The 23,657-nt window shown below is 40.3% G+C and carries 21 protein-coding genes; 2 read left to right on the top strand and 19 right to left on the bottom strand.

The annotated features are described in order from the left end of the window. Positions 1–5 precede the first annotated feature (5 nt). Together BN3456_RS07860 and BN3456_RS07855 are read right to left on the bottom strand one after the other, a co-directional pair. Positions 6–1,271, bottom strand: a complete 1,266-nt coding sequence (locus tag BN3456_RS07860; RefSeq protein ID WP_089983589.1) for an LCP family protein — start codon at positions 1,269–1,271, stop codon at positions 6–8. 27 nt (positions 1,272–1,298) lie between these two features. Beyond that, positions 1,299–2,702: an undecaprenyl-phosphate glucose phosphotransferase gene (locus BN3456_RS07855; RefSeq protein ID WP_089983588.1), complete on the bottom strand. Its 1,404-nt coding sequence runs from the start codon at positions 2,700–2,702 to the stop codon at positions 1,299–1,301. Between the two features lie 213 nt (positions 2,703–2,915). Here BN3456_RS07855 and BN3456_RS07850 point away from each other — a divergent pair, with 213 nt between their 5' ends. Then, positions 2,916–3,896: a glycosyltransferase family 2 protein gene (locus BN3456_RS07850; protein ID WP_089983587.1), complete on the top strand. Its 981-nt coding sequence runs from the start codon at positions 2,916–2,918 to the stop codon at positions 3,894–3,896. Positions 3,897–3,911: 15 nt separating this feature from the next. Here the strand turns inward: BN3456_RS07850 and rfbD are convergent, their stop codons facing one another. The 14 genes from rfbD to BN3456_RS07780 form a co-directional block, all read right to left on the bottom strand. Continuing rightward, on the bottom strand, positions 3,912–4,757 hold the full coding sequence (rfbD, locus tag BN3456_RS07845) for a dTDP-4-dehydrorhamnose reductase (protein ID WP_089983586.1): 846 nt from the start codon (positions 4,755–4,757) through the stop codon (positions 3,912–3,914). Position 4,758: 1 nt separating this feature from the next. Further along, on the bottom strand, positions 4,759–7,227 hold the full coding sequence (locus BN3456_RS07840; RefSeq protein ID WP_089983585.1) for a glycosyltransferase family 2 protein: 2,469 nt from the start codon (positions 7,225–7,227) through the stop codon (positions 4,759–4,761). Between the two features lie 8 nt (positions 7,228–7,235). Further along, entirely contained in the window at positions 7,236–7,838 is a 603-nt protein-coding gene (locus tag BN3456_RS07835) for a hypothetical protein (protein ID WP_089983584.1), read from the bottom strand. 16 nt (positions 7,839–7,854) lie between these two features. Beyond that, positions 7,855–8,589, bottom strand: a complete 735-nt coding sequence (locus BN3456_RS07830) for an ABC transporter ATP-binding protein (protein ID WP_089983583.1) — start codon at positions 8,587–8,589, stop codon at positions 7,855–7,857. A gap of 10 nt (positions 8,590–8,599) precedes the next feature. Continuing rightward, positions 8,600–9,376 (bottom strand): ABC transporter permease, encoded by a 777-nt coding sequence (locus BN3456_RS07825; RefSeq protein ID WP_089983582.1) that lies wholly within the window; start codon positions 9,374–9,376, stop codon positions 8,600–8,602. 19 nt (positions 9,377–9,395) lie between these two features. Beyond that, a complete protein-coding gene (gene rfbC, locus BN3456_RS07820; RefSeq protein WP_089983581.1) occupies positions 9,396–9,956 on the bottom strand; it encodes a dTDP-4-dehydrorhamnose 3,5-epimerase in 561 nt (186 codons plus the stop codon). Between the two features lie 19 nt (positions 9,957–9,975). Beyond that, positions 9,976–10,860 carry a glucose-1-phosphate thymidylyltransferase RfbA gene (rfbA, locus tag BN3456_RS07815; RefSeq protein ID WP_089983580.1) on the bottom strand — a complete coding sequence of 295 codons (885 nt, stop codon included), beginning with the start codon at positions 10,858–10,860 and terminating at the stop codon, positions 9,976–9,978. Positions 10,861–10,960: 100 nt separating this feature from the next. Then, complete coding sequence (gene rfbB / locus BN3456_RS07810; protein ID WP_089983579.1) at positions 10,961–12,037, bottom strand: dTDP-glucose 4,6-dehydratase; 1,077 nt, start codon at positions 12,035–12,037, stop codon at positions 10,961–10,963. 87 nt (positions 12,038–12,124) lie between these two features. Next, complete coding sequence (locus BN3456_RS07805) at positions 12,125–14,050, bottom strand: hypothetical protein (protein WP_089983578.1); 1,926 nt, start codon at positions 14,048–14,050, stop codon at positions 12,125–12,127. A gap of 5 nt (positions 14,051–14,055) precedes the next feature. After that, positions 14,056–14,406, bottom strand: a complete 351-nt coding sequence (locus tag BN3456_RS07800) for a DUF2304 domain-containing protein (protein ID WP_089983577.1) — start codon at positions 14,404–14,406, stop codon at positions 14,056–14,058. Between the two features lie 6 nt (positions 14,407–14,412). Beyond that, on the bottom strand, positions 14,413–15,105 hold the full coding sequence (locus tag BN3456_RS07795; RefSeq protein WP_089983576.1) for a glycosyltransferase family 2 protein: 693 nt from the start codon (positions 15,103–15,105) through the stop codon (positions 14,413–14,415). Positions 15,106–15,132: 27 nt separating this feature from the next. Further along, positions 15,133–16,272: a glycosyltransferase family 4 protein gene (locus BN3456_RS07790; protein ID WP_089983575.1), complete on the bottom strand. Its 1,140-nt coding sequence runs from the start codon at positions 16,270–16,272 to the stop codon at positions 15,133–15,135. A gap of 17 nt (positions 16,273–16,289) precedes the next feature. Then, on the bottom strand, positions 16,290–18,086 hold the full coding sequence (locus tag BN3456_RS07785) for an LTA synthase family protein (RefSeq protein WP_176699140.1): 1,797 nt from the start codon (positions 18,084–18,086) through the stop codon (positions 16,290–16,292). 347 nt (positions 18,087–18,433) lie between these two features. Then, on the bottom strand, positions 18,434–18,634 hold the full coding sequence (locus BN3456_RS07780) for a hypothetical protein (RefSeq protein ID WP_089983573.1): 201 nt from the start codon (positions 18,632–18,634) through the stop codon (positions 18,434–18,436). Positions 18,635–18,884: 250 nt separating this feature from the next. Between BN3456_RS07780 and BN3456_RS07775 the strand changes: the two genes are divergently transcribed. Beyond that, complete coding sequence (locus BN3456_RS07775) at positions 18,885–20,027, top strand: CDP-glycerol glycerophosphotransferase family protein (RefSeq protein WP_089983572.1); 1,143 nt, start codon at positions 18,885–18,887, stop codon at positions 20,025–20,027. A gap of 108 nt (positions 20,028–20,135) precedes the next feature. Here BN3456_RS07775 and BN3456_RS07770 read toward each other — a convergent pair whose 3' ends face one another. From BN3456_RS07770 to BN3456_RS15895, 3 genes are all read right to left on the bottom strand, one after another. Further along, a complete protein-coding gene (locus tag BN3456_RS07770; protein WP_089983571.1) occupies positions 20,136–21,239 on the bottom strand; it encodes a glycosyltransferase in 1,104 nt (367 codons plus the stop codon). Next, a complete protein-coding gene (locus BN3456_RS07765; protein ID WP_176699139.1) occupies positions 21,199–22,101 on the bottom strand; it encodes a glycosyltransferase family 2 protein in 903 nt (300 codons plus the stop codon). Before BN3456_RS07765 ends, BN3456_RS07770 begins: the two co-directional genes overlap by 41 nt. A 439-nt stretch (positions 22,102–22,540) precedes the next feature. After that, a partial coding sequence (locus BN3456_RS15895; RefSeq protein WP_176699138.1) for a transposase occupies positions 22,541–23,657 on the bottom strand: 1,117 nt, incomplete at its 5' end.

Genomic DNA, 23,657 nt, shown 5'->3' with positions numbered 1-23,657 from the left:
TCCCCCTAGTATCCATAATCCCCATAGCCTGTACCATCGTCAAAATAGCCGCTGTCATCTGTGTAACTGCTTTCATCCGTATAACCGGTGTCATCTGTATATCCACTGTCATCCGAATAGTCCCCACCGCTGTCTGTACTGCCCTGGTCATCTGCAGGCGGTGCTTCATAGTCATCACCGTCTATACCTGTAAGGTATACTATATCCTCGTTAATCTCCTGTACTTTGGCCGAAGGCTGATAATCATCTTTGTCAAACAGAAATTTGTGAAGCTGCTTTGCATTATCTGCAAATCCGATAGCCACAACATAAGAGCCCTGAAGCCCTGATACATTTTCTGAAGTCGTAACATCAAAGGGAAATCCCTTCATTTCCCCAAGCTCATATTTTGTCCCATTAGCCGCCATTCCCATGAAATCTGAGGTGGAAAGGTTCGTTGAGACCTGGGGCAGCACCCGGTCAATAATTCTATTTAAGGTAGGAAGACTTGCTTTTTTTGCCTTTTCAACGACCTGCTGCAGCACAAGTCTCTGTCGCTCTGCTCTCCTGTAATCAGTCCCGTCATTGGGGTCTCCGTCAAAAACCTGGTATCTGATTCGGGCATAAGAAACTGCCTGAATTCCATCAAGTGTCTGCTTTCCCGTCTGCGTCAGCTGGGTCGTGCTGCGTCCGACTACCTCAGAGGTCTCAGTGCCATATCCATTCACATACTCTACTTCCTTAGGAGTCTTCAGATCAACTTCGATTCCGCCCAGAAGATCTATTACATCCGCCAGCGCATTGAAATTTATAGATACATATTTCTGGATATCCAAATCAAAGTTACGGTTCAAAAGAGCAATGGCCTTCTCCGGTCCGCCGTAGGAATAAGCTGCATTTGCCTTCTCATAGGATCCGTCACCCTGCTGGGTCAAAGTATCTCTGAATACAGATACTACTTTTACAGCCTTAGTCTTATTATTTATGCTCACGATCATAATAGTATCGCTTCTCACGCCCTCTTCCGCGTCCCAATCCTCCCCTCTGGAGTCTAGTCCGAAAAGTGCGATATTCGTATAGTTCCCTGTGTCCTGATAGATCTCCAGGTTTTTCTTATTGAGCTTCTGAAAATCAAGTTTGTCCAGTTTGGACATCCCATATGCGGCTGTACCCAGAATTATAAGAATAAGGATTTCCAGTACGAGAAGGAGAATTCTTTTTCTCATTTTTTTCTTGTGCAGCAAGACACGCTGCTGCCTTGTCAATCTACCTTTGGATTTCTTTCTTGACATATTTAATACCCCTTATTACTGTCTGCTTTAATAAGCATTTTTATTGACGAAGCCTTTGAAAAAAGTCAGAAACAATATCTTAAAGTCAAAACCAATTGTCCAATTCTCAATATAGTACAAGTCAAACTCGATACGCTTCCTTATGGAAGTATCCCCCCTGTATCCGTTGACCTGAGCCCATCCGGTAAGACCCGGACGCACCTGGTGCTTTATCATATACCTTGGAATTTCTTCTTTAAATTTTTCGACAAACAAAGGCCGTTCCGGTCTTGGCCCTACCAGACTCATGTTCCCTTTAAGCACATTCCAAAGCTGTGGTAATTCATCAATACTTGTTTTTCTTATGAATTTTCCTACTTTCGTAACCCGCGGGTCATCTTTGGTTGTCCATCTATTCTTCTCATTGCCTGCATCCTGTACAACCATGGATCGAAACTTGTACATGGCAAAGGAACTGTTCTGAAGTCCCACTCTCTCCTGCTTGAATATAAGCGGCCCGGTCGAAGTCAGCTTGATTGCTAAGGCTGTGAGCAGCATGACCGGGGAAAATAAAACCAGCGCAAAGACAGCTCCAAAGATATCCACTGCCCTCTTTGCAGCCTTATTGACTGTGTTGTTCAGCGGAACATGACGGATATTTACAACCGGCAGTCCAAGTAAATCTTCTGTATAGGGTTTGGTAGGAATCATGTTATTGTAATCAGGGATAAACTGGGTATGAACACCGGATTTCTCGCACATGTTTACAATATATTCAAGCTTATGATATTCCTCAAGTCCCAAGGTGATAGCAATCTCATCTACAGTATTCTGCGGAAGAATAATCATTAGATTGTCAATGCTGCCGATTACCTTCACTCCTTTGTATTCCATGCCTCTTGGATGATGGTCATCCAGAATTCCTCTAATAGAATATCCCCATTCCGGGTTCGCCGTGATTCTGTCAATATACTGCTCCGCTGCCCGGCTGTATCCAACCAGAATCAAGTACTTCTGATTGTGTCCGTTTTTCCTGATATTCCGCAGAAACATACGTATCAGATTTCGAACCAGTATTTCAAGAAAGACATTGACAAGAAAAAATATGAACAGCATCATTCGGGCAAAATTCTGTTCCTTTGTCAAATACAGCACCAGAATAAAGCCTAACAGACCGATTACATTTGCCTGTGTAATGTGCCATGCTTCCAGTCTTCTCCCCTGTACCCTTTTTGGTGTATATAATTGAAAAACCCCATATAGCACCAAATAGCCGGGAACTACATAGGTTAATGCCCGCAGATAAGTTTCCAACGGAAGATACCATTCATCCAGGACAAAAAGCCCGCTCCTGAAACGAAGATACCATGCCAAAATATATGATATAATAATAATCAACCCGTCTGCCACGACCTGTATTCGGTTGAAATATTTCTGATTATCTTTAATCACCGATTCCACCCTGCTTTTCTTGATTTATCTGTTATATGATACAATACTTTTCCAAAAAGGACAAGTACAATCTCTCCAGTATTTAACATACCCTTAACATATTTGTAACTTTGTTTTTGGTTTGTTTGTGTTTTAGGAAGAATTAATAGCATCCTGCTTCATTCTCTGCTATAATAAAGAAATCTCAGCTACTGATTCGGAGGATATTTATCAATGGATGTTACAATTATTATTCCCAATTACAACGGAAAGCACTTTATGAAGCCTTGTCTTGATTCGTTGGAAAATCAGACTTTTTCCGATTTTAAAATTTTAGTCATAGATAACGGCTCAACTGACGACAGCCTTTCTTATATGGAGGAAAATTATCCTCAAATCGAAGTCATTGACCTGGGGGAAAATTATGGTTTCAGCAGAGCGGTGAATGAGGGAATACGCCTCGCCCGCACACCCTATGTAATTTTGTTGAATAATGATACAACTGTTGATTCCCACTATGTGGAAGAAATGATAAAAGCAATCAGCCGGTCCCCCCGGATTTTTTCCGTGAGCAGTAAGATGATACAGATGTACCACCCTGCGTTCATTGACAGCGCCGGTGACCTTTATACGGTTATCGGCTGGGGAATATGCCGCGGCAGCGGACGTTCTGTCGCAAATTATATAAAGTCCTCTCCCATTTTTACAGCCTGTGCGGGAGCCGCTATTTACAGGCGCTCTGTATTTAAAAAAATTGGATATTTTGATGAAAGCCATTTTGCCTATCTGGAAGATATCGATGTAGGATACCGTGCTAAAATCTACGGCTACCAAAATATATATTGTCCCACAGCGCTTGTTTATCATGTGGGTAGTGGTACAAGCGGCTCCAAATACAATTCCTTTAAGGTAAAATTATCTGCACGCAACAGTGTATATTTGAATTACAAAAATATGCCCATACTCCAGTTGATTTTGAACTTTATTCCGCTGACTGCAGGTTACTGTATTAAATATCTCTTTTTCTGCAGAAAAGGATTTTCAAAGGATTACAGAGATGGGCTTGCAGAGGGATTTAAGACTTTAAAAAAGCAAAAGAAGGTACCGTTTAACTTACGGCACCTTCCTAATTACTGCCATATTGAGATAGAATTAATCGTCAATACTTTCTCCTATGCGAAGGACTGGTTCACAAGAAAGCTTATGCAGAAATAATAGTTCTCATTTCCTTTATTCGCCTATAAGTGCAAGATATCTTTTCAATGCATCCTGCCATTTTGGCAAAAGTGTAAATCCATTTTCTTCCAGCTTACCTCTGTTCATTCTACTGTTGTACGGCCTCTTCGCTTTGGCAGGGAACTGTTCGCTTGTCACAGGTGTTACCTTGACATCCATTTCTGCCTGTTTGAAAATCTCACAGGCAAATTCATACCATGTACACATTCCTTCATTTGTAGCATGGTAACGTCCGTAATGTTCTGTCTCAATCATATCTACCAGGAGTCTTGCCAGGTCCGGCGTATAAGTGGGAGAACCAATCTGGTCATTTACCACACTCACCTCACCCTTTGTCTTTCCCAGGTTGAACATCGTCTTCACAAAGTTCTTTCCGTTCAGGCCAAACACCCATGCAATCCGAACAATGAAGAATTTTTCCACATTTTCTTCCACTGCCAGCTCACCTTCATATTTGGTCTGTCCATATACATTCAGAGGGTGTCTTTCATCATCCGGCTCCCAGGGACGTTCTCCCTGACCGTCAAATACATAGTCTGTACTGATATACATCATTTTCAGCTTGTGCTCTTTGCAGACCTTTGCAATATTTTCTGTGCCTGCTGCATTGATCTTCCGGCACAGTTCCACGTTATCTTCTGCTGCATCCACCGCGGTATAAGCAGCACAGTGAACCACTGCTTCCACATTAGCCTGTGAAATCACCTCTTCCACTTTTTTCGGATCCGTAATATCCATCTCTTCTACATCGGTACCGATGCCGACATGGCCGTGTTTTTCCAGCTCAGTCATGACATCGCTGCCCAGCTGTCCCTTTGCTCCTGTAACCAAAACTCTCATGCTATCGACCTCCTGTTTTTCTCATGTTTACGTTCAGACTGAAATCATTTTTATCCAATGTCAGATTCGGACTGTAGAAGGGATCTCCCTCCTCAAGAAAACTGCTCCATCTGTCACTGAAACGTTCCATCTCAGAATTAAACCTCATTACCTTTTCTTCCGTATCCTCATAACCTCTTGATTTTGACTCATAATGCTTCAGTTCCGCATATGGATTATAAACAATCAAATATCCTGCTCTGCGGATTTTCAAACACAAATCAATATCATTGAAAGCCACTGCATATCCTTCGTCAAAACCACCGACCTCTTCAAATACCGTTCGTTTCACCATCATGCACGCAGCCGTAACCGCACTGTAATCCTGTGCCATCATAATTCTGCCAAAGTATCCCGGGTCATCATAAGAATAGCCCACAAAGGCATGGCCGGCGATTCCCCCCAGCCCCACAATGACACCAGCATGCTGAATCGTCCCATCCTCATAATATAGTCTGGCACCGACTGCACCCACGTCCTTGCGCATACAATATCCCAGCAATTCCTCAATACAATCAGCATGTAGAATTTCCGTGTCGTTATTCAAGAATAAAATGTACTCGCCCTTTGCCTCTTTTACTCCCAGATTGTTAATTGCAGGGTAATTAAAGCCTTCTTCTTTCCAAAACACAACCTTAGCTTTCGGCTCATTTTTCACAAGTTCCTCATAATAAGCAAAGGTTTCTTTCTCCGTACTGTTATTTTCTACAATAATGTATTCCATATTCTCATATTCATTCTTTTCCTGAAGGGAGCGAATACACTTATCCAGATCACCAATGTGATCTTTGTTTGGAATGACAACAGAAACCATCGGTTTTTCTGTAAGAATATATTTTGTGCGGTATATGCCATCCACATTAGTGGCAGATACCTCTGCCAGGATTCCTAAACGTTTGTAGTGGGCCTCAATCGCCCTTTTTCCGGCCTCGAAAGCATATCTCTTGCTCTTAGGATTCTCTGCCGTAGAATCTTTGTGAGCACGCCAGTGGTATAATACCATTGGGATGTGTTTAATATTTTTCGTCTTTTCTATACAGCGCAGTACAAAATCATAGTCCTGTGCCCCGTCAAATTTTTGATCCAGCATCCCTGCCTTTTCATAAATCTCCCGTTTTACAACAAAAAGATGGCAGATATAATTTACACTCCTCAACATGTCTATATTAAAATCCGGCTTAAAATGAGGCATGAAGTGTTCCCTGCCGTTCATATCCACCTTATCTTCGTCTGTATATAAAATGTCGATATCTTTATCCTTGTTTAATTCATAGACACATTCATACAACGCGTGGGGAGCAAGCAGGTCATCGTGATCTGCAAATGCGATATAATCTCCTGTTGCAATTTCCAGTGCTGCATTTGTGTTATCAGATATCTGCAGTGGCTTCTCATGAGAAACTACTTTTATCCTTTTATCCGCTCCTACATATTTCTTTAGCAGTTCCTGAATGGTCGAATCTGCACCGCTTCCGTCCGACAGGCATAACTCCCAATTTGAGTACGTCTGGTTCAGGACAGACTCCATCATCTCTGCCAGGTATTTCTCCGGCGTCTTATACAAGGGAACAACAATAGAAATCTTTGGCATATATTCAAACTTTACCCTGCGCTGATCCTCCAGATCGCTTTTCGAAGGCGTCTGCATCTTGAGCCACAACTTGTAGCTTATATTCTCACGCTTCGCAGCCTTTCCCCATAGCTTTCTGACTGTCTCGGCAGGACCGTATTGGTGATAATATACTTTTGTCTTCCGATATCCATTTTTAAGCTTTTCCAGTTTCTTTTCTGCGGGTGAAGGTATCAGGGTTACTGTATGGTCTGTCTCTTTTGATCCGGATTTCAATTCCACCTTAACCCTTTTGGGAACTGTCCCCTTATAGACTGCTGTAAAACCTACCACATCTGTATCGGATGCTTCCGGATATGACAGCAGGACATCCGGCCTTTTCTTCCGTTTTAAATCTACTGGGTACTCCTTACCCGAAGGATCCCGAAAGCTTATTTTAACATTTCCATCATTAATATACCATCCGGATATGCGGAATCCGTTGCCGCTGACACTGCCTTTATCTATAAACCTTGGTATTCTTTGTTCAATTTTTACCAGTTTTGTGGTTGGCACTATGCAGGATGTGTCATCTTTCCCCTGACAGGTATTTATAACATACAGCTTTTTACTTTCTTTCCAGTTGGAGGGCAGCTCTGCCCATAAATAATATTTCTTCGTTATAAGCATTCCATCTTTACTCTTCAGTTCACCTATAACAGCATCTCTCTCCTCTGCCGTAAAAGATAATTTCCTTTGATCCAGAAGAATAGATATATGGTTATCATTCATCTGATTTTCCCAGAACCAGCCCATAATCAATATTTTGTTTTTTTCTTTTGTGTGAAATCTACATGCTGTTACTACAAATTTATTTTTCATCGTAACTCCTACTTAAATAACTTATACAGTACTTTTATGAACACAACTATAAATGCTATAAATCCTAACAATACAATAAAGGTTTCTGTATCGAACCTGTGGCTTATAAGCCGGACGACCAGTGTCCCTTCCGTTTCATTTTCTCTGATGGTCAAAGTACCCTCTTTATTTTCTGTGGTATCAACGTAGAAGCTGATTCCTTCATTTACATTTGTGCCGGTTTCTTTTAAAGTAAGGGTGTATTCTCTGCCTTTTGCATTACTAATTTCAGGAAATGTATACTTATTAAATTTGTTGCTTTTAATTTCCGTCCCCTGTACTGTTTCTGTAGTGGCTTCGCCGGTCTCATTATCAGTGATTGTATACTCCAGCACTACATTTTCCGGCGGACCGACAACCATTGACTTTAAATTAATTCCATTCAGAACTTCCTCCTTAGAGGAAAAGGTCTGTGAAATTGTCTCTCCTTCCAGCAGAACGCCAGTCTGGACATAGCTTTCCAGCTCGGAATGCCTGTCATACAGATATACATTTTTTTCTATATGAGAATATAAGAAGGCCAGACCTGCGACTACTATAACCATCACCATTGATTTTATTGCTTTTTTCATTCTTCCAGTTCCTCACTCAAGATTCTGCATATATCTTACATATATCTTCTGCATTACCGAACATCTTCAAATGTCCTTTTTCAAGCCATACAATTCTATCGCAGATGCTCTCCACCTGCTCCAGGCTGTGAGATACAAACAATATTGTGGTTCCCTTGTCCCTCATTCTCTGAATACGGGCTTCACATTTTTCCTGAAAGCGGAAGTCCCCTACAGACAATACCTCATCAACTATAAGAATATCCGGGGTTCCTATTGTCGCAATAGCAAATGCCAGTCTTGAAACCATTCCCGAGGAAAAGTTTTTGACCGGGACATGCATAAATTCTGCCAGCTCTGAAAATTCCACAATATCTTCATATTCTTTTTCCATCTGTGCTCGATTATATCCCAAAAGTGCACCATTTAAGAAAACATTTTCTCTGGCTGTCAAATCCATGTCGAATCCGGCTCCCAGCTCAATAAGCGGTGCTATATTTCCATGTACAGTTACTGTTCCTTCCGTTGGCTTAAGCACCCCTGCTATTACTTTAAGCATAGTACTCTTTCCGCTTCCATTGAGACCGATCAACCCCAGCGACTGTCCTTTTTTCACCTCAAAGGATACATCTCTCAAAGCCCAGAATTCATCAAAGCTGACCTGACGTTTAATACTCTTTATTACATATTCCTTAAAACTGTCAAACTTTTCAGAAGACAGATTAAATCTCATTGATACATTTTCAACCTTTACGATTGTATCACTATTCATATCACGTCTCCTATATATTTAAAATAAATTCATCCTGCTTTTTATAAAATACATAAACCCCTAATATCAGTGCAATCACCATTTCCACAATTCCAGTCAATAAGGAGGGCCATGACGGCAATGCAGCATTCAGCATCATATCCCTGAACATAATCAGATAATTTGTAAGTGGATTCAGCAGGACTACCAGTTTAATCTTCCCCGGCAAAATGGACATCGGATAAATAACCGGAGTCAAGTACATAAGCCCTGTGGTAAACACAGAGTATAAATGCATAATGTCCCTAAACTTTACTGTCAGAGCTGCCAGAATCAATCCTACTCCCAGAGAAAACCCAACCACCATAACCAGAGGAATAAAGGACAAAAACGCAGTCCAGTGCAATTCTACACGTGTTGCTATCATAACAAGCAGCAAAGCAGTATAGGCTGCCATTAAATTAATAAAGCTTGATACAACTCTGGATAAGACAAATAAATATTTAGGAACATATACTTTTTTAATCAACGATGCACTGCTGATGATGGATGTCATGGAATTGGTGGTGGCATCGTTAAAAAAGTTAAAAATAACCTGTCCACTTAATACATACAGGGGGAAATTCTCCACCTCAAATTTAAATATATTGGAGAATACGATGGACAAGATAATCATCATAAACAGAGGATTTAACAATGTCCACAAAACGCCCAGGACAGAGCGCCTGTACTTTATTTTGATGTCCCGGGCAACAAGTTCAGATAATAAAGGCTGAAACTTCAAAAAATTGTTTATATATTTTGACACAATATCCCTCCGCAGCCTTCTATTTCGTCCGTGCTTTGATTCCGGGCCATTTCTGATCTTTTTCAGAAATAATCAGATCTTCTGCTGTCATATTCTCAGGCATTGGCCATTCCACACCGATATCTGGATCATTCCAGGCGATTCCGCCTTCATCGTTTGGATGGTAAAAATCTGCGCACTTATACGCAAATTCAGCATTTTCAGAGAGAACGATAAATCCGTGTGCAAAGTTTTTCGGTATAAAAAACTGCTTTTTATTTTCAGCAGAAAGTTTGACACCATACCACTTTCCATAAGTCTTCGACCCTTTCCTCAAGTCAACTGCCACATCAAACACTTCTCCGCTCACGACACGGACCAATTTATCTTGAGGATAGTTTATCTGGAAATGCAGACCTCTGAGCACGCCTTTTTTTGAACTGGACTGATTGTCCTGAACAAAATTCATGTCAATCCCGGCTTCTTTAAAGTCATTTTGATTATAGGTTTCCATAAAATACCCGCGTTCATCTCCAAACACAGAAGGTGTAATAACCTTCAGACCCTCTATTTCACAGGTTTCTACTGTAATCTTACTCATTGTTAGTTCCTTCTTTCTGTTATTGCTGATCAATATACTTCCCGTCCAGAACATCCTTAAGATAGCTTCCGTACTGGTTTTTCTTATACAATCTGCAGGCACATTCAAGCTTCTCTTTATCAATCCAGCCATTGTTAAAAGCGATTTCCTCCAGACATGCAATCTTACGATTCTGATGCGTCTCCACAGTCTTCACAAAAGTCGTAGCATCTACCAGCGATTCATGTGTACCGGTGTCAAGCCAGGTAAAGCCCTGCCCAAGCAGAGTTACGTCCAGCTTTCCGTTTTCCAGATATATTCTGTTTAAATCTGTAATTTCCAGTTCTCCTCTGGCGCTTGGTTTCATCTGCTTAGCATATTCTACAACATGGCTGTCATAAAAGTATAGACCAGTTACTGCATAATTAGACTTTGGATCTGCAGGTTTTTCTTCAAGTGACACTGCTTTTCCTTCCTCGTCAAATTCCACGACGCCAAAGCGTTCCGGATCATCCACATAATATCCGAACACAGTAGCGCCCTCTTCTTTTTTGGCCGCTGCTTTCAGTCTCTTGCGCAGTCCGTGTCCCTGGAAGATATTGTCTCCTAGAATCATAGCGCAGCTGTCTCCATTAATAAATTCTTCTCCTAACAAAAATGCCTGTGCGAGACCGTCCGGTGACGGCTGTACTTTATACTGCAAATGAATTCCGAACTGACTGCCATCCTTTAAAAGCTCCTCGAAGCGTGGGGTATCCTCCGGGGTAGAAATAATCAAGATCTCCCGGATTCCCGCTTCCATCAAAATACTTAAGGGATAATAAATCATCGGTTTATCATAAATAGGAAGCAACTGTTTACTTGTCACCTGTGTCAATGGATATAACCTGGTCCCTGAACCGCCTGCTAAAATAATACCTTTCATTTTTCTACCTCCATCTTTCGCTTTGGCAGCTTAAGTTTTACGCCGCCCTTCGCATAACGCAAACCAGCAGTATCTCGCGATACTGCCTGTCTGGATTTTATTACTTATACATCTCTTCGTAGTATTTCTGATAGTCGCCGCTGGTTACGTTCTTCATCCACTCTTCATGTTCAAAGAACCATTTAATTGTAAGTCTGATACCATCTTTAAACATTGTCTCAGGATACCATCCTATCTCTTCTTTAATCTTATCCGGCGCAATGGCATAGCGTCTGTCATGCCCTTTGCGGTCTTCCACGTAAGTGATCAGTTTCTCAGAAACAAGAGCTTTTCTCGGATCATTATCAGGCAGCATCTCCTGCAAAGTATCCAGGATAATATGAATAATCTCAATGTTCTGCTTCTCATTGTGCCCACCGATATTATAAGTTTCGAAAAGCCGTCCCTTTTCCTGCACCATGTCGATGCCTTTTGCATGGTCTTCCACATACAGCCAGTCACGGACATTCTTTCCATCTCCGTAAACCGGGAGGTTCTTACCCTGCAGTGCATTATTGATAATCAAGGGAATCAGTTTCTCCGGAAACTGATAGGGACCGTAATTGTTGCTGCAGTTTGTAATATTTGCCGGAAATCTATAAGTATCCATGTAGGACTTCACCAACATGTCGGAGGAAGCTTTGCTTGCGGAATACGGGCTGTGGGGATCATAAGGAGTCGTCTCATAAAAATACTCGTCTTCCTTTTCCAGCGAACCGTACACCTCATCTGTAGAGACATGTAAAAACTTCTTGTCTGCCTTAAACGAGCCGTCCTCCAATTCCCAGGCCGCTTTTGCTGCATTGAGCATGACCAGAGTTCCCAGCACATTCGTCTTCACAAAAACATCCGGGTTCCTGATACTTCTGTCAACATGACTTTCCGCCGCGAAATGCACCACTCTGTCAATTTCGTTTTCGTCAAAAATCCGATTGATAGCATCTGCATCACAAATATCAGCTTTTATAAAAGTGTAGTTCCTTCTGTCTTCTATATCTTTTAGATTTTCCAGATTCCCTGCATATGTCAGCTTGTCTACATTAATAATGCGAATCTCATTATCATATTTCTTAAACATATAATGAATATAATTTGATCCTATGAACCCGGCTCCGCCGGTTACTAAATACGTTCTCATGTTTACCTCCACTAAATAATCTTAGCCTAGTATAGCATTGCAGAAACAAAATAGCAAGAATAAAGGTTTGCTCATGCTTCCCCAAAGTTATAAACGATACCACACATAATATACCTGATCTTCTGTTAATCCGTACAATTCATAGCCCATCTCTATAAGTCGCTCAGCACAGTTGTCACTTTGTACTACAATACAGTTTACTCCCGCCTCATCTGCTGCCTCTTCAAAAACCACTGTGTTTTCCTCATTCGGATCAGCTGCAAAACGCGCATAGGTTTGTTGATCATAGTTCTCCAGAGCTGAACCGTTATTTACGGGGTAACGGGCCGACGCAGATACGGAAACAATATCCGGTGCATAAGTCCTGAGCATCACCGCCAAAGCATGGGTTGTCTGATCTATGTTTACCCATTCGGGGGAGGCAACATATAATTGTTGATTTGAATCTTTGGATAACTGCTCCAGCTTTTTACCTAGGGAAATTGTTGAATTAGGAATAAAATGAGGATTGCCAATGGCTACGCTGAGATTTTCCCTGATATTTGTTTCCTTCATGGGATCCCCCGGCATCAACGTATCCCCGCTGTATTTAAATCCCAATATACACACTGTGGATAAAACCACTCCAAGTGCTGCATAACCTGCTTTTACAACCGTGGCGTTTAACTTTAGCTTTAACAACAGTGCACATAAATAAATAGAATTCAGCAAGACAAAGGTATATACCCATGTTGTAAACGCCCTTCTTGAAACAAACACATAGACAGAGCTCACTTCAAAAACATCATTCACCTGCGGAAGAAGCATTAGTGCAGCAATCAAGATCATAATGCAATTCAGACGGTTTACCACTTTCTCTTTCAATAAGAAACTGCAAAGGAAAATAAATATACAGGCGATAATGACCGGTGAGTGCAGTATACCCAGTACATCTTCGTACACCTGTTCCTGAGTTGCAGAGACCCCAGGTAATATGAATGCCATTATGACATAGAAGCCCAGGAACACTGCCACAAATATTTTTCCTCTTTTTTCATAGTCAAGAACCAGACTGACAATAAAATAAGAGCATGCAGTAATAAGTATCAACGGAACCGCAATTGTAGATTTGGACATCAATATAATAGAAATGACCGAAACACCCTGTACCATTTTCCAGCTCAGCTTATCAGCACCCACATAGTAAAATAGAAGAAGTAAAATCCCCATGGTTTTCGTCAGACTCGCTCCCAAGAACATACCTGTATTGAACTGAAACATATCCCGCAGCGGCAGAAGAGACGTTTCTGTTAGAAAAATATAGTAACATCCAAACAGGAGCGCGATTATAGCAGGATATTGGCTCATAGATGTTTTTATAGTGATTTTCAGTTTCTCAAATATGTTTTCTGCAAATGCTTTCACCAGATTTAAAAAGAAAAAATAATAGAATATGGATTGGAACAAGCGCAGATACAGCGTAGGTTTCACTCCAAGCATTTTCACATATACAGAGGCTTCTAACTCCCATGTTCCCAGAATATAACTGTCAAATCCGGCATTTGCAACTCCTACAGAAAAATTGGTTGCATACCCGATATGAGTATAAGGCAGGGTTGCCACTTTCGTAATATAATACCCGTCGTCCAAATGGTTGCCCAGCCAGAACCCTTTATAATAGAAAAAGAGCATTCCCGTCAGAACCGCCAGAATACCATAAATAATCCAATTGTCCTTTACATACTGTCCGATACCGTTTCGGAAGAGACCTACAGGATTCTTTTTTTGTTTGTATATGATATATATGACCATCACCATCCAGATTGCCGCAATATAGCCGGCAAAGGCTGCCCATGGCAAATTTGCAATCTGTATAATCATTCCACCTGCCGCAGTCAAAATACTATAAATAAGATATCCTGTTATCAATCCATAGGATTCGCTTTTTTTCCCTTTTGCAACCACCCTGCCAAATATATGCAAGAGCAGTGTAAATACAAACCAAAACACACCACATACTATGTATTCCTTCATATCCTCTACCTGCTCTTTTCTTCTTTATCTATTTTTCTGTCTATGGCAATCTGCTGCGCCAATGCCTCAATCTTATGCTCCAGCTGTGATATCTGTAATGTCATAAAGAACATCTTTACAATCAGCACAAAAATAATTACTAAGAACACCATATTAATAGGTGCCTGGAATCCCAGAAAATCAGAAATGAAATATAATGTCTTCGGGAATATACCCATAAAAACTAAAATCACCGAAAAAACAATCCAGAATAGCATATATTCAATTTTCAGTTTTGCCTGACGAATTTTCTTTAGCATAAACATAAGCATCAGTACCGCGCTGATAACTAACAGAATCCTGATTAAAACTGACATATTTTCTTATCCCCTTTTCCTGAAATTTTGTACTAAAAATATAGAAATCAGCATCTTCATCATATATTTTGCTGAACCTGTCAGATTTAGATAGCTTTCACCAAATTGTCTTTCTTCCATCTTCACCTGCACCTCTGAAATTCTTGCTCCGTTTTTCAGAAGATATGAAACTGTATCCGGTTCCGGCCCATAGTTCAGATTCTGTGCAAACTCTTTAATCATAGGCCTGGAAAACATACGCATTCCGGATGTGGGATCTGATACCCTTATGCCTGTGGTCATTTTAATAGCCACTGTCAGTATTTTACTGCCTAACATTCTCAGAGATTTACTTTTTCTGTGATTTAAAAAGCGGGAACCGATAACTACATCGTAGCCTTCTTTTATTCTATCCAGCATGGCCTGAATAAATTCCGGTCTGTGCTGTCCATCCGCGTCAAACTGGATGGCATAAGAATACCCTTTTATATAAGCATATTTTAATCCGGCTTGAAAAGCGCCGGCAAGTCCCAGATTCGTAGGCAGATCCAGGAGTTCATAGCCTTTGCTTCTGCATATTTCCGCGGTCCGGTCTCTGGAACCGTCATTGACAACAATATAATCATACTGCCCGTAGTTATCTCGAATATACGTCACTACACTTTCAATATTATCCTCTTCGTTATACGCAGGTATGACAATCAGTAATTCACTTTGCATATGATCTTCCTCTCCTGGTTCTTTCATTTACAGCAGCTTATTCACTCTCTCTGCCACAATATCCCATGTGAAATTATCCTTTAGCCTGCTATAAGACAATTTAACAGCCTTTTCTCTTTTTGCAGGGCTGTTCATAGCATTTGCCAAAGCCTTTGTCAGTATTCCCACATCATTGTCCGGAATGACCGTCCCATACTCGTCAGTAGGAAAGGTCTCCCTTGCACCGCCCCTCTCTGTCGTCACAACATAGCACCTGCAGACGATAGCTTCCAGAATCGAGGTGGAAAACCCTTCTGAAAATGACGGAAGACAAAAAATATCAGTTTCTGATAATAAGACTAACACTTTCTCAAAAGATTGCCTTCCCAGAGGTATCAAATGTGTACTTTTGTGTGCTGAGGCAAATTCCTCCAAGGGTCCGTCCCCGGCCAGAAACAGGTACGTATTCTCGTACCTCTCCTGAATTTTCTCAAATGCACTGATTAGCTGGGGCACTCCCTTTTCAGGGAGCAGCCTTCCCGTAAAGGTGATGACGAGCGCATTCTCGTCAATCCCATAGGCAGCCCTGTATTTCTTCTCATTTTTTTTAAGTATCTCTTCAATGGTCTCCACATCCACTGAATTATACAAAATTCCTTTTGCCTTAATATGAAAATGCTTCAGCCAGTCTATGCAGGCTTTGGAAACTCCATAATAATCCTTGCAGAACATCTGCCCTATCTTCGTTATCACATGTTCATAGGCTCCGCCAAGAGCATCAAATATCGGGTTTCCTACAGTCAGGTGACTGCTGCCATGATCGATGGTAATCACCTGGATATTGCAAGTTTTAGCAAACCACTGTCCATAGACAGAATGAATGTAAAAGCGAGTGTTTACAATAACAAAATCAAACTTTTCCTGCTTGAGTCTGTGATGCAGTTTCTTAAAATCCCCGTTGCATTTCAAAACAGGATACCTGCCGTCCAGCAGATTAAAAGCAGGCAGACGATATATGGAAATATCATTCATTCTCTCATATTCCGGGAGGTTCTGCAAGTTAGACGTCACCACTGTCACTGTATTGCCCAATTCAATTAGCTTCTTTGCCAAGTTGTAGGTATAGCGCTCAACGCCCCCCATATGGGGAAGATACTGAGCCGAGAATATACAATAAGCTTTTCTCATGAGGTTCACCTTTCTTGCTACCTGTCAAACAATTCCTTGTACTGCACAATAGAATAATCCTGAATTTCTTTGAAATTCTGTGCTTCATCCCAACTATGCCAGTTTCCCTCTCTGTCCATAACTCCGTTTACATTAATCACAGGATATGCTTTGTATAAACTTTCCAGATACTTTTGATAGTCATTAAGTGGAAGGCCGGCTGCTTCCATAAGTAATACCTGTAAATAATTTATACTCACATTATCAAAATGCTGTCCTTCCATCTCATAGTTTGAATAAAGGATATAGGGCGTCTGATATTTCTTTGCCAGATTTACAATATCTGAATCCTCAGTCCGCTGCTGGATTTCGTTGAAGAACTCATCTTCAACTGAAGGCTGATGATCTCCAAACATACAGATCAGTACCGGATCATCTTTTTGGGAAAAGTAAGTTACCAGCTCTTTAAACGCATTGTCTGATTCCCGAATTAAACTAAGATATTGCTCTGTCAAAGGATAATCTCCCTCTAAATCTGTAATATGTACAGTACTCTCATATGATCCATCGGCGTAACCTCCGTGATTCTGCATTGTGACATTGAATAGAAATACATTATCGTTCTCTTGTTTTGCCTTCTCATATCTGGAAATCACGTCTTTATAATCACCGCTGTCGGACACTGCGCCGCGAAGCATTTCCGGGTTTTCCCAGTCTTCAATATAATATGCTTCGTCAAATCCCAGAGCCTGATAGACATTTTTTCTGTTCCAGCCATTGGAACTCATCGGGTGCATAAAGATACTGTAGTACCCCTGTGAAAAAAGCTGGTCCCGAAGACTTGGTGTATTGTTTTTCACATAATTTTGGTAAGGCATAATGCCAGCAGGAAAAAATACATTGGAAAATCCCGTCATAAACTCAAATTCTGTATTTGCAGTCAACCCCCCAAACACAGGCACACTGGCATATCCACGAATCACATTGTCCTGCAGGCTGTTAAAGTAGTCCAAATATTCTGTATCCGTATCAAAATTGCCTGCCTGTCTCAAATCCGAAAAGCTTTCATTCATAATCACTATAATATCCGGCTTCTTTCCATTTAAGTCCGTATGAATATTTAACCCGCTGTCATCCTGTCCGGCTCCCTCCTCTTTCAATGCCTGAGCTTTGGCGGAAGAATAGGATGGTGGTTTCTCTATGTTCAGACTGGGAATTCCCGCTGCAAAATCAAGAAGGCCTCCGTGTTTTTTTGCACTTTCGGTCAACTCCCACTTGTAAGGTTTCACCCCATTAACTTCCATAAACTCGTCATTCCAGAAAACATTATATACAATTGTAAGATAGCAAAGCGTTACGGCCGTCGCCTGAAATCTCCTTTTTACACTTTTTTGCCGGTAGTCACACCGCAGTCCTAAAAGGGTCACCGCAAATGCGGTTAAAATAACCCAGGCTCTCTGATATGTTAATACAAGAGAATATCCACCTGACACATTAAGTGCAGTCTTCCATGCATAAATATCTGCCGTGCGGATTCCATTGCCTCTAAATTCCGTGATAAAACTATTTGCTAAAGCATAAATTGTAAAGGAACTCATTCCAAGACAAATTGAAATCCGTATCCGGTTTGTCAGAAGATACAGAACAAGGAATACAAGAAAATAAAGAGCATAATTCAACACTACCATCAAGAAGGCCATTGTTCGGATTGGATTGCCTGCAGCCTCCTCTGTATTCAAAAGGCACAGGGCCGGAGCGGATGCAAGCAACAGCCAACAGAACATCCTGTCATAGCGTTCAGGAAGTTTTATCCTCACAAATAATGTTACACACATAAAACAATTCAAGAGAAGCATAAATAAAACGTTCCCTTGAAAGGAAGAAAAATTCCTTGGAAGTAATTTCCAAGATATCAAAAATAAAAGAAACAGGCATCCGGAAACAATTCCCCATTTCTTATCCAAGTCTATATATTTTTTATACAAATATTTTATCTTATCCAGACACCTGTATATATATCTCACTGCCATCTTATCTTTCCATATCACTTTCATAATATAATAATTAACTTAACATTCCTATACTAACACTTTTTCGACATATTTTCCACCCCTTTTGTTTCTTGAGTTTCCGCAAAATGTAATTTCAAAAAAGATAACTTCTTCTATAGTACCAATCTATCCTATTTTTGGAAAAAATGAAAGGACAGTATTGTGAATAGAGGCACTGAAATAAGCCCCGCCGGAACCCATTTTTTAATCGCATGAAGATAGGATACAGCTGCCTTTGCAGGAACTCCTTTGTCAAGATGCCTGGAAATTTTATTTGTAAAAGTTAAGATTTTTCGTTTCAGTGTGTAGGTATTTGATGTATAATTAGCCATAGGGAATCTCCTTCTTTTTTGTTTAGTAAGATTTTTCTTTGATAGCTTAATTTTACATCAAAAAGGAATCAGATTCCTTATATTTGGGGCATTTTTTGAAAGTTGTTTATAAAGACATGGTTTAATTCAGGTCTATGTGGATAAAACTGCGGAAACTCAAGAAGATTTATCACTTATTGTTTTCCAGTCTGATACATGCTATACTTTTTCATTAGAGGTTGAATCAATATTCTAGAAAGGATTGTTTTCAATGATTGATAGTTTAGAAACTATACTGGCGGGTGTTCTCCGCCATGTTTTAAAGATACTGTCCGTCGGCAGATTTCATAGGAAAAGAGTTGTGTTTTTCAGTTACTTTGGGGCGCAGTATTCCTGTAACCCCAAGTATATTTCGTTATATCTGCAGGAGCACATGCCAGACTTTGAAATTGTGTGGGCATTTGTCCACCCGGATGAATTTAAGAGGTTGGGAAGCAAGGGTATAAAAGTCACCAGATATAACTCCCTTTCTTTTCTCCGGATTTGTATGACTTCAAGATACATTATTACAAATTCCGAGATTCCTGCCTGGTTTCCCCTCACCCGTCAGCAGACACTCATAAATACCTGGCATGGAGGCGGAGCTTACAAAAAGGTTGGAGCTGCATATCAGAAGGAAACTGCCGGGAAACAGAAACGAGCTGCAATTGCCCGAAAGAATCCGTGTATATATCTCTCAAGTTCAAATGCTTTCACCGAAATGACACTACGGCAGAGTTTTCATCATACAGGAAAAGTCCTCCCATATGGTATGCCGAGAAACGATATGCTGGTCAGGCAGAACAGAGATGATTTATATGAGAAGATTAAAAGTTACTATCACATTCCGGCAGAAAATTATATACTTCTGTATGCCCCTACTTATCGGGAATCTAAGAAGGCATCCGAGTACCTCTTTGACTGTAGCCGGATAAGAGAGGCCTTGGTGCAGCGTTTCGACGGGAATTGGTCGATTCTCTTTCGGATGCATTATTTTGTTATGGAACAGCTGGACAGTTCCAAAGAATATATTGATGCATCCGAATATCCCGATATGCAGGAATTATTATATGCATCCGATGTCCTAATTACCGACTACTCCTCTTCCATGTGGGATTTTGCGCTGATGGGCAAACCCTGCTTTTTGTTTGCAACGGACCTGAATCACTATGATCTGTCCAGAGGATTCTATACAGACATCCATACCTGGCCTTATCCACTGGCGGAGAGTACGGAAGAGCTGATTGGCAACATCCGGAATTTTGACAGCACCATTTACGCAGCAAACGTGCGAAAGCATTTTGAGGATCTGGGAAACCGGGAATCGGGGCATTCCGCGAAGAAGGTCTGTGAATATATGGCAGAAAACTTATAAATAAAATGAAGAAGATTAAAGCAGCTATCTAATATCTCAACAACTGCTTCAATCTTCTTATTTGTTTACACATCAAATATTCATATCCGGTATAGCAAAAAACCGCTTTTATTTTTTCTTTCTCAAAAGTTTCAAAGCAATACTGTTTATCTTAAATAATATTAAATATAACTCTATCAAATTGTGTTTTAATAGCCTCTTCTGCGCCTTTTGGAATGTACTCAGTGTTTTATAGTCAGGACCTTTTAATACTCCCCTGATTGGTTCCAGTCCCAGCATCAGACGAAGACGCCTACATTTCTTTCCAAAACTCTCCTGATTCTTCTCATGCATAAAATCTGTACGCATACAGGTTCCTATAGTACCCATTGCCCCTTTTGCAAAGACCTCCTCAAACAGCAGAGATTTATGGTACAATCTGATAAACTCTTGCTGTTTTTGGAGTACAATCATAAAGATTTTATAAGCATCCGGCCTGTATCTTTTGGAAACGGACTCGGGACTATATCTGTAGTAATACAGTGGTTGGTCGTAATAGGATATTTTTTCCGCCTTTTCAAACAGATTCAGGTAAAAGATAATATCTTGAGAACGTACCAGCTTCGGTTCAAAAAGAATTCCTGATCTTTTCAGGAAATCGTGATTGATTAATTTACACCAGGTTCCTCCCATCATATTCTCCGGAGGCTGGAATGAAAAACTTGGATGGGAGCGCACCATTGTTTTTAACTCAGCTTCATCCTTTAATTCATCATCAAATATATCAATATCCTTTTTAAAAAACTGATTTCTAGCTGTGATACCGCCTGCTTTCATCGCATAATTCGTAAATATCAGAATATCTGAATTCAGTTTTAGGGCTCTGTTCAGAATTTCCTCACACATAGTAAATTCACACCAGTCGTCCGCATCTACGAAAGTGATCCACTCACCCTGGGCTGCTGCCAGCCCAGTGTTCCTTGCCACAGCCACTCCCTGGTTCTCCTGGTGAATCACCTTTATACGTTTGTCCTTTTCTCCATATTCATCACAAATAATGCCCGACGAATCCGTTGAACCATCATTGATTATAATAATTTCAATTTCCTCTAAAGACTGGCATATGAGACTTTCTATGCACTTCCGCAAATATTCTTCTCTTATATTATATACCGGAACAATAATTGATATCTTAGGCATTTTTTTCCCTTTGCTTTTCATTGACTTCTTCATACTTCACATAAAGCTCTTTTAATTTTTCCAGAGAGTCTATATAATGGGTCAACATGAAAATCATTTTTTCTCTTTTCTTTGCTTTTAATACATCAGTGGCAGCATCTTCCATATGGAATATCTTAATTTCAGGATCATAGACCATTTTTTTGCTATTTGAAATCATATGTTTATACAAAATCTCTTCTTCCCAGAACAAAAACGTACTTTCATCCAGTCCATCAAAGCTTTTCATATATTCCTTTGAAAAAATGAGAAAGCATCCATGCAGCTTTATATTCTCTTGTCTTTTTAAGTACGCCAGCTCCGGCTGTTTCGGTTTTCCAACCAACGCACCTTTAACCGCTGCCAACATATAATAAAGGGGTGCGTAGTAATATTTATACCGCCTTAAATCTTTCTTGTAATGATGTATTTTTCTTTCAATATCCCCTGCATTAGTAAATTCTGATTTCTGTGGGTTCACATCGCATCGTCCATCTTTTGTCATAATCATTGGACCCAAAACAGCAAAATGACTTTCAGCATACTCTTTATCTACTTTTTTTATCAGGGATTTCTCAGTCAGAAACACGTCATTATTCATCAAAACAATATATTCAGGATCCCATAACTTTTTTGCATAACGAAAGCCCACATTGTTCCCCCCCGCAAAACCTTCATTTTTCTGATTAAGAATCACGGTTAAGTCCGGCTCCCCCTGATGGCTTTTTTTTAACGTTGCCCCTGTATGATTACTGGAAGCATTGTCTACAATTACAATATGATAATCCGCAGTATCCAGATTGGCTCTGATATATTCCACAGATTGTTCCGTCTCTTTTATTGCCATGTAATGTAATATAACAAATACTATTTTCACATTTATCCGTTCCTTCCTGTTGGTATCTTCAAATACATAGACAATCATAACAGTAAAAAGAAATAGCATCCACACCTGAAAAAGTTTAGATGCTATTCTTTATAGTTTCAATACACTAAGGCCAATCAGAAATTCCAATTTCTAATACCTTTATAAGTGAATTATATACTAGGGTACTTAATTTATCAAGCACCCTTTTTAAAAAAATAGCAAGCTATAGTGTATCGTAGTTAAAGAACTTTATGAAACATTATTTGGTAAACTTGTTACATTAGACTTTTCTTGAGTTTCCGCAAAATGTAATTTCAAAAGAGATAACTTCTCCTAAAGTACCAATCTGTCCTATTTTTGAAAAAAATGAAAGGACAGTATTGTGAATAGAGGCACTGAAATAAGCCCCGCCGGAACCGGACTTTAGGAGAATTATTCTTTTATCTATCTAAGCGACCAGCTTAAAGCAAAGTTGACGGTATGCCGGACGTTTTGTCCGGAACCAGAGTCTGACGCCCTCTTTCGCATACGACAGTATGCCTGAGATGCCTTTTGCCAATCGGTAATAGCAGAAGAAAACTTTTTCCTTGATGGGATCTGCCGTTTTTATGATTGAAACCTTGAGTGCATTTGTCTCTTCTTCCATTGAGATCAAGGCCAGAAACGCCATGCATAAGGTGATATAAAAGTTAAGTGCATTGATTGCACAAAGCTTCCGTACGCGGAAGTTTTCAAACTGGAACATCTGTTTTTTACAACGGAAATATTCTTCAATTTTCCATCTGGAAAAGTAGGTTCGTGCTACACGGATAACATCTTCTTTTGATTCAATTTTTTTATTGGTGGCAAGCATCATTGGATGTTCGGTGATGCCATAAACCAGCACAAGATAAATATCTTTTCTTGATGCAGTAATCTGTACCTTCACATGGGAGAGGTATGCATCATGGTCTTTTCCTTTGTAGAAAACACTGGTTTTCACCTTGCCTTTACGGCGGTTGCGAAGCTGGGTTGCAGGAGTCCATTTGTTATGGTAAAGAAGCTTGCGGTTGGACTTAAGGCGGATGACGTAGTCCTGTCCAAGTTCATCAAGCTTGAGAAACATCTTGTTGTCGTCATACCCACGATCCATGGCAAAGGTTGCTTTTCCAAAGAGAGCAGCGCCCTGCTGGATCGCTTCAAAAGTGATGGTATTTGTGGATTTATAACCTTTTTCAGAAGAGGAATGGATTCTGGAAAAGATACTGACTGGATGATTACTTTTTGTAAGGACGCAGGCTTCTGTGACATGATACCCTTTCTTGTAAACGTTTTTAGTGGATGTGCTTTCGGAACCATCCCGAACAATTCCAAGAGCCTCAAATTTATAACCATCTGGTTTTACAACGTCACTGTCATCAATGTGAATAACAGGTTCCGCCGGAACCCATTTTTTAACCGCATGAAGATAGGATACAGCTGCCTTTGCAGGAACTCCTTTGTCAAGATGTCTGGAAAGGCGGTCAACAATATTTATCTTCTTAGAATCCTCGTGGAGTTGGTCAACGACATCTGTTAGCAGACAA

This window comes from Clostridium sp. C105KSO13, assembly GCF_001517425.1.
Classification (GTDB): Bacteria; Bacillota; Clostridia; order Lachnospirales; family Lachnospiraceae; genus Muricomes.
The sequence above is the reverse complement of the archived record's forward strand: the minus strand, read 5'-3'. Positions and strand labels throughout refer to the sequence as shown.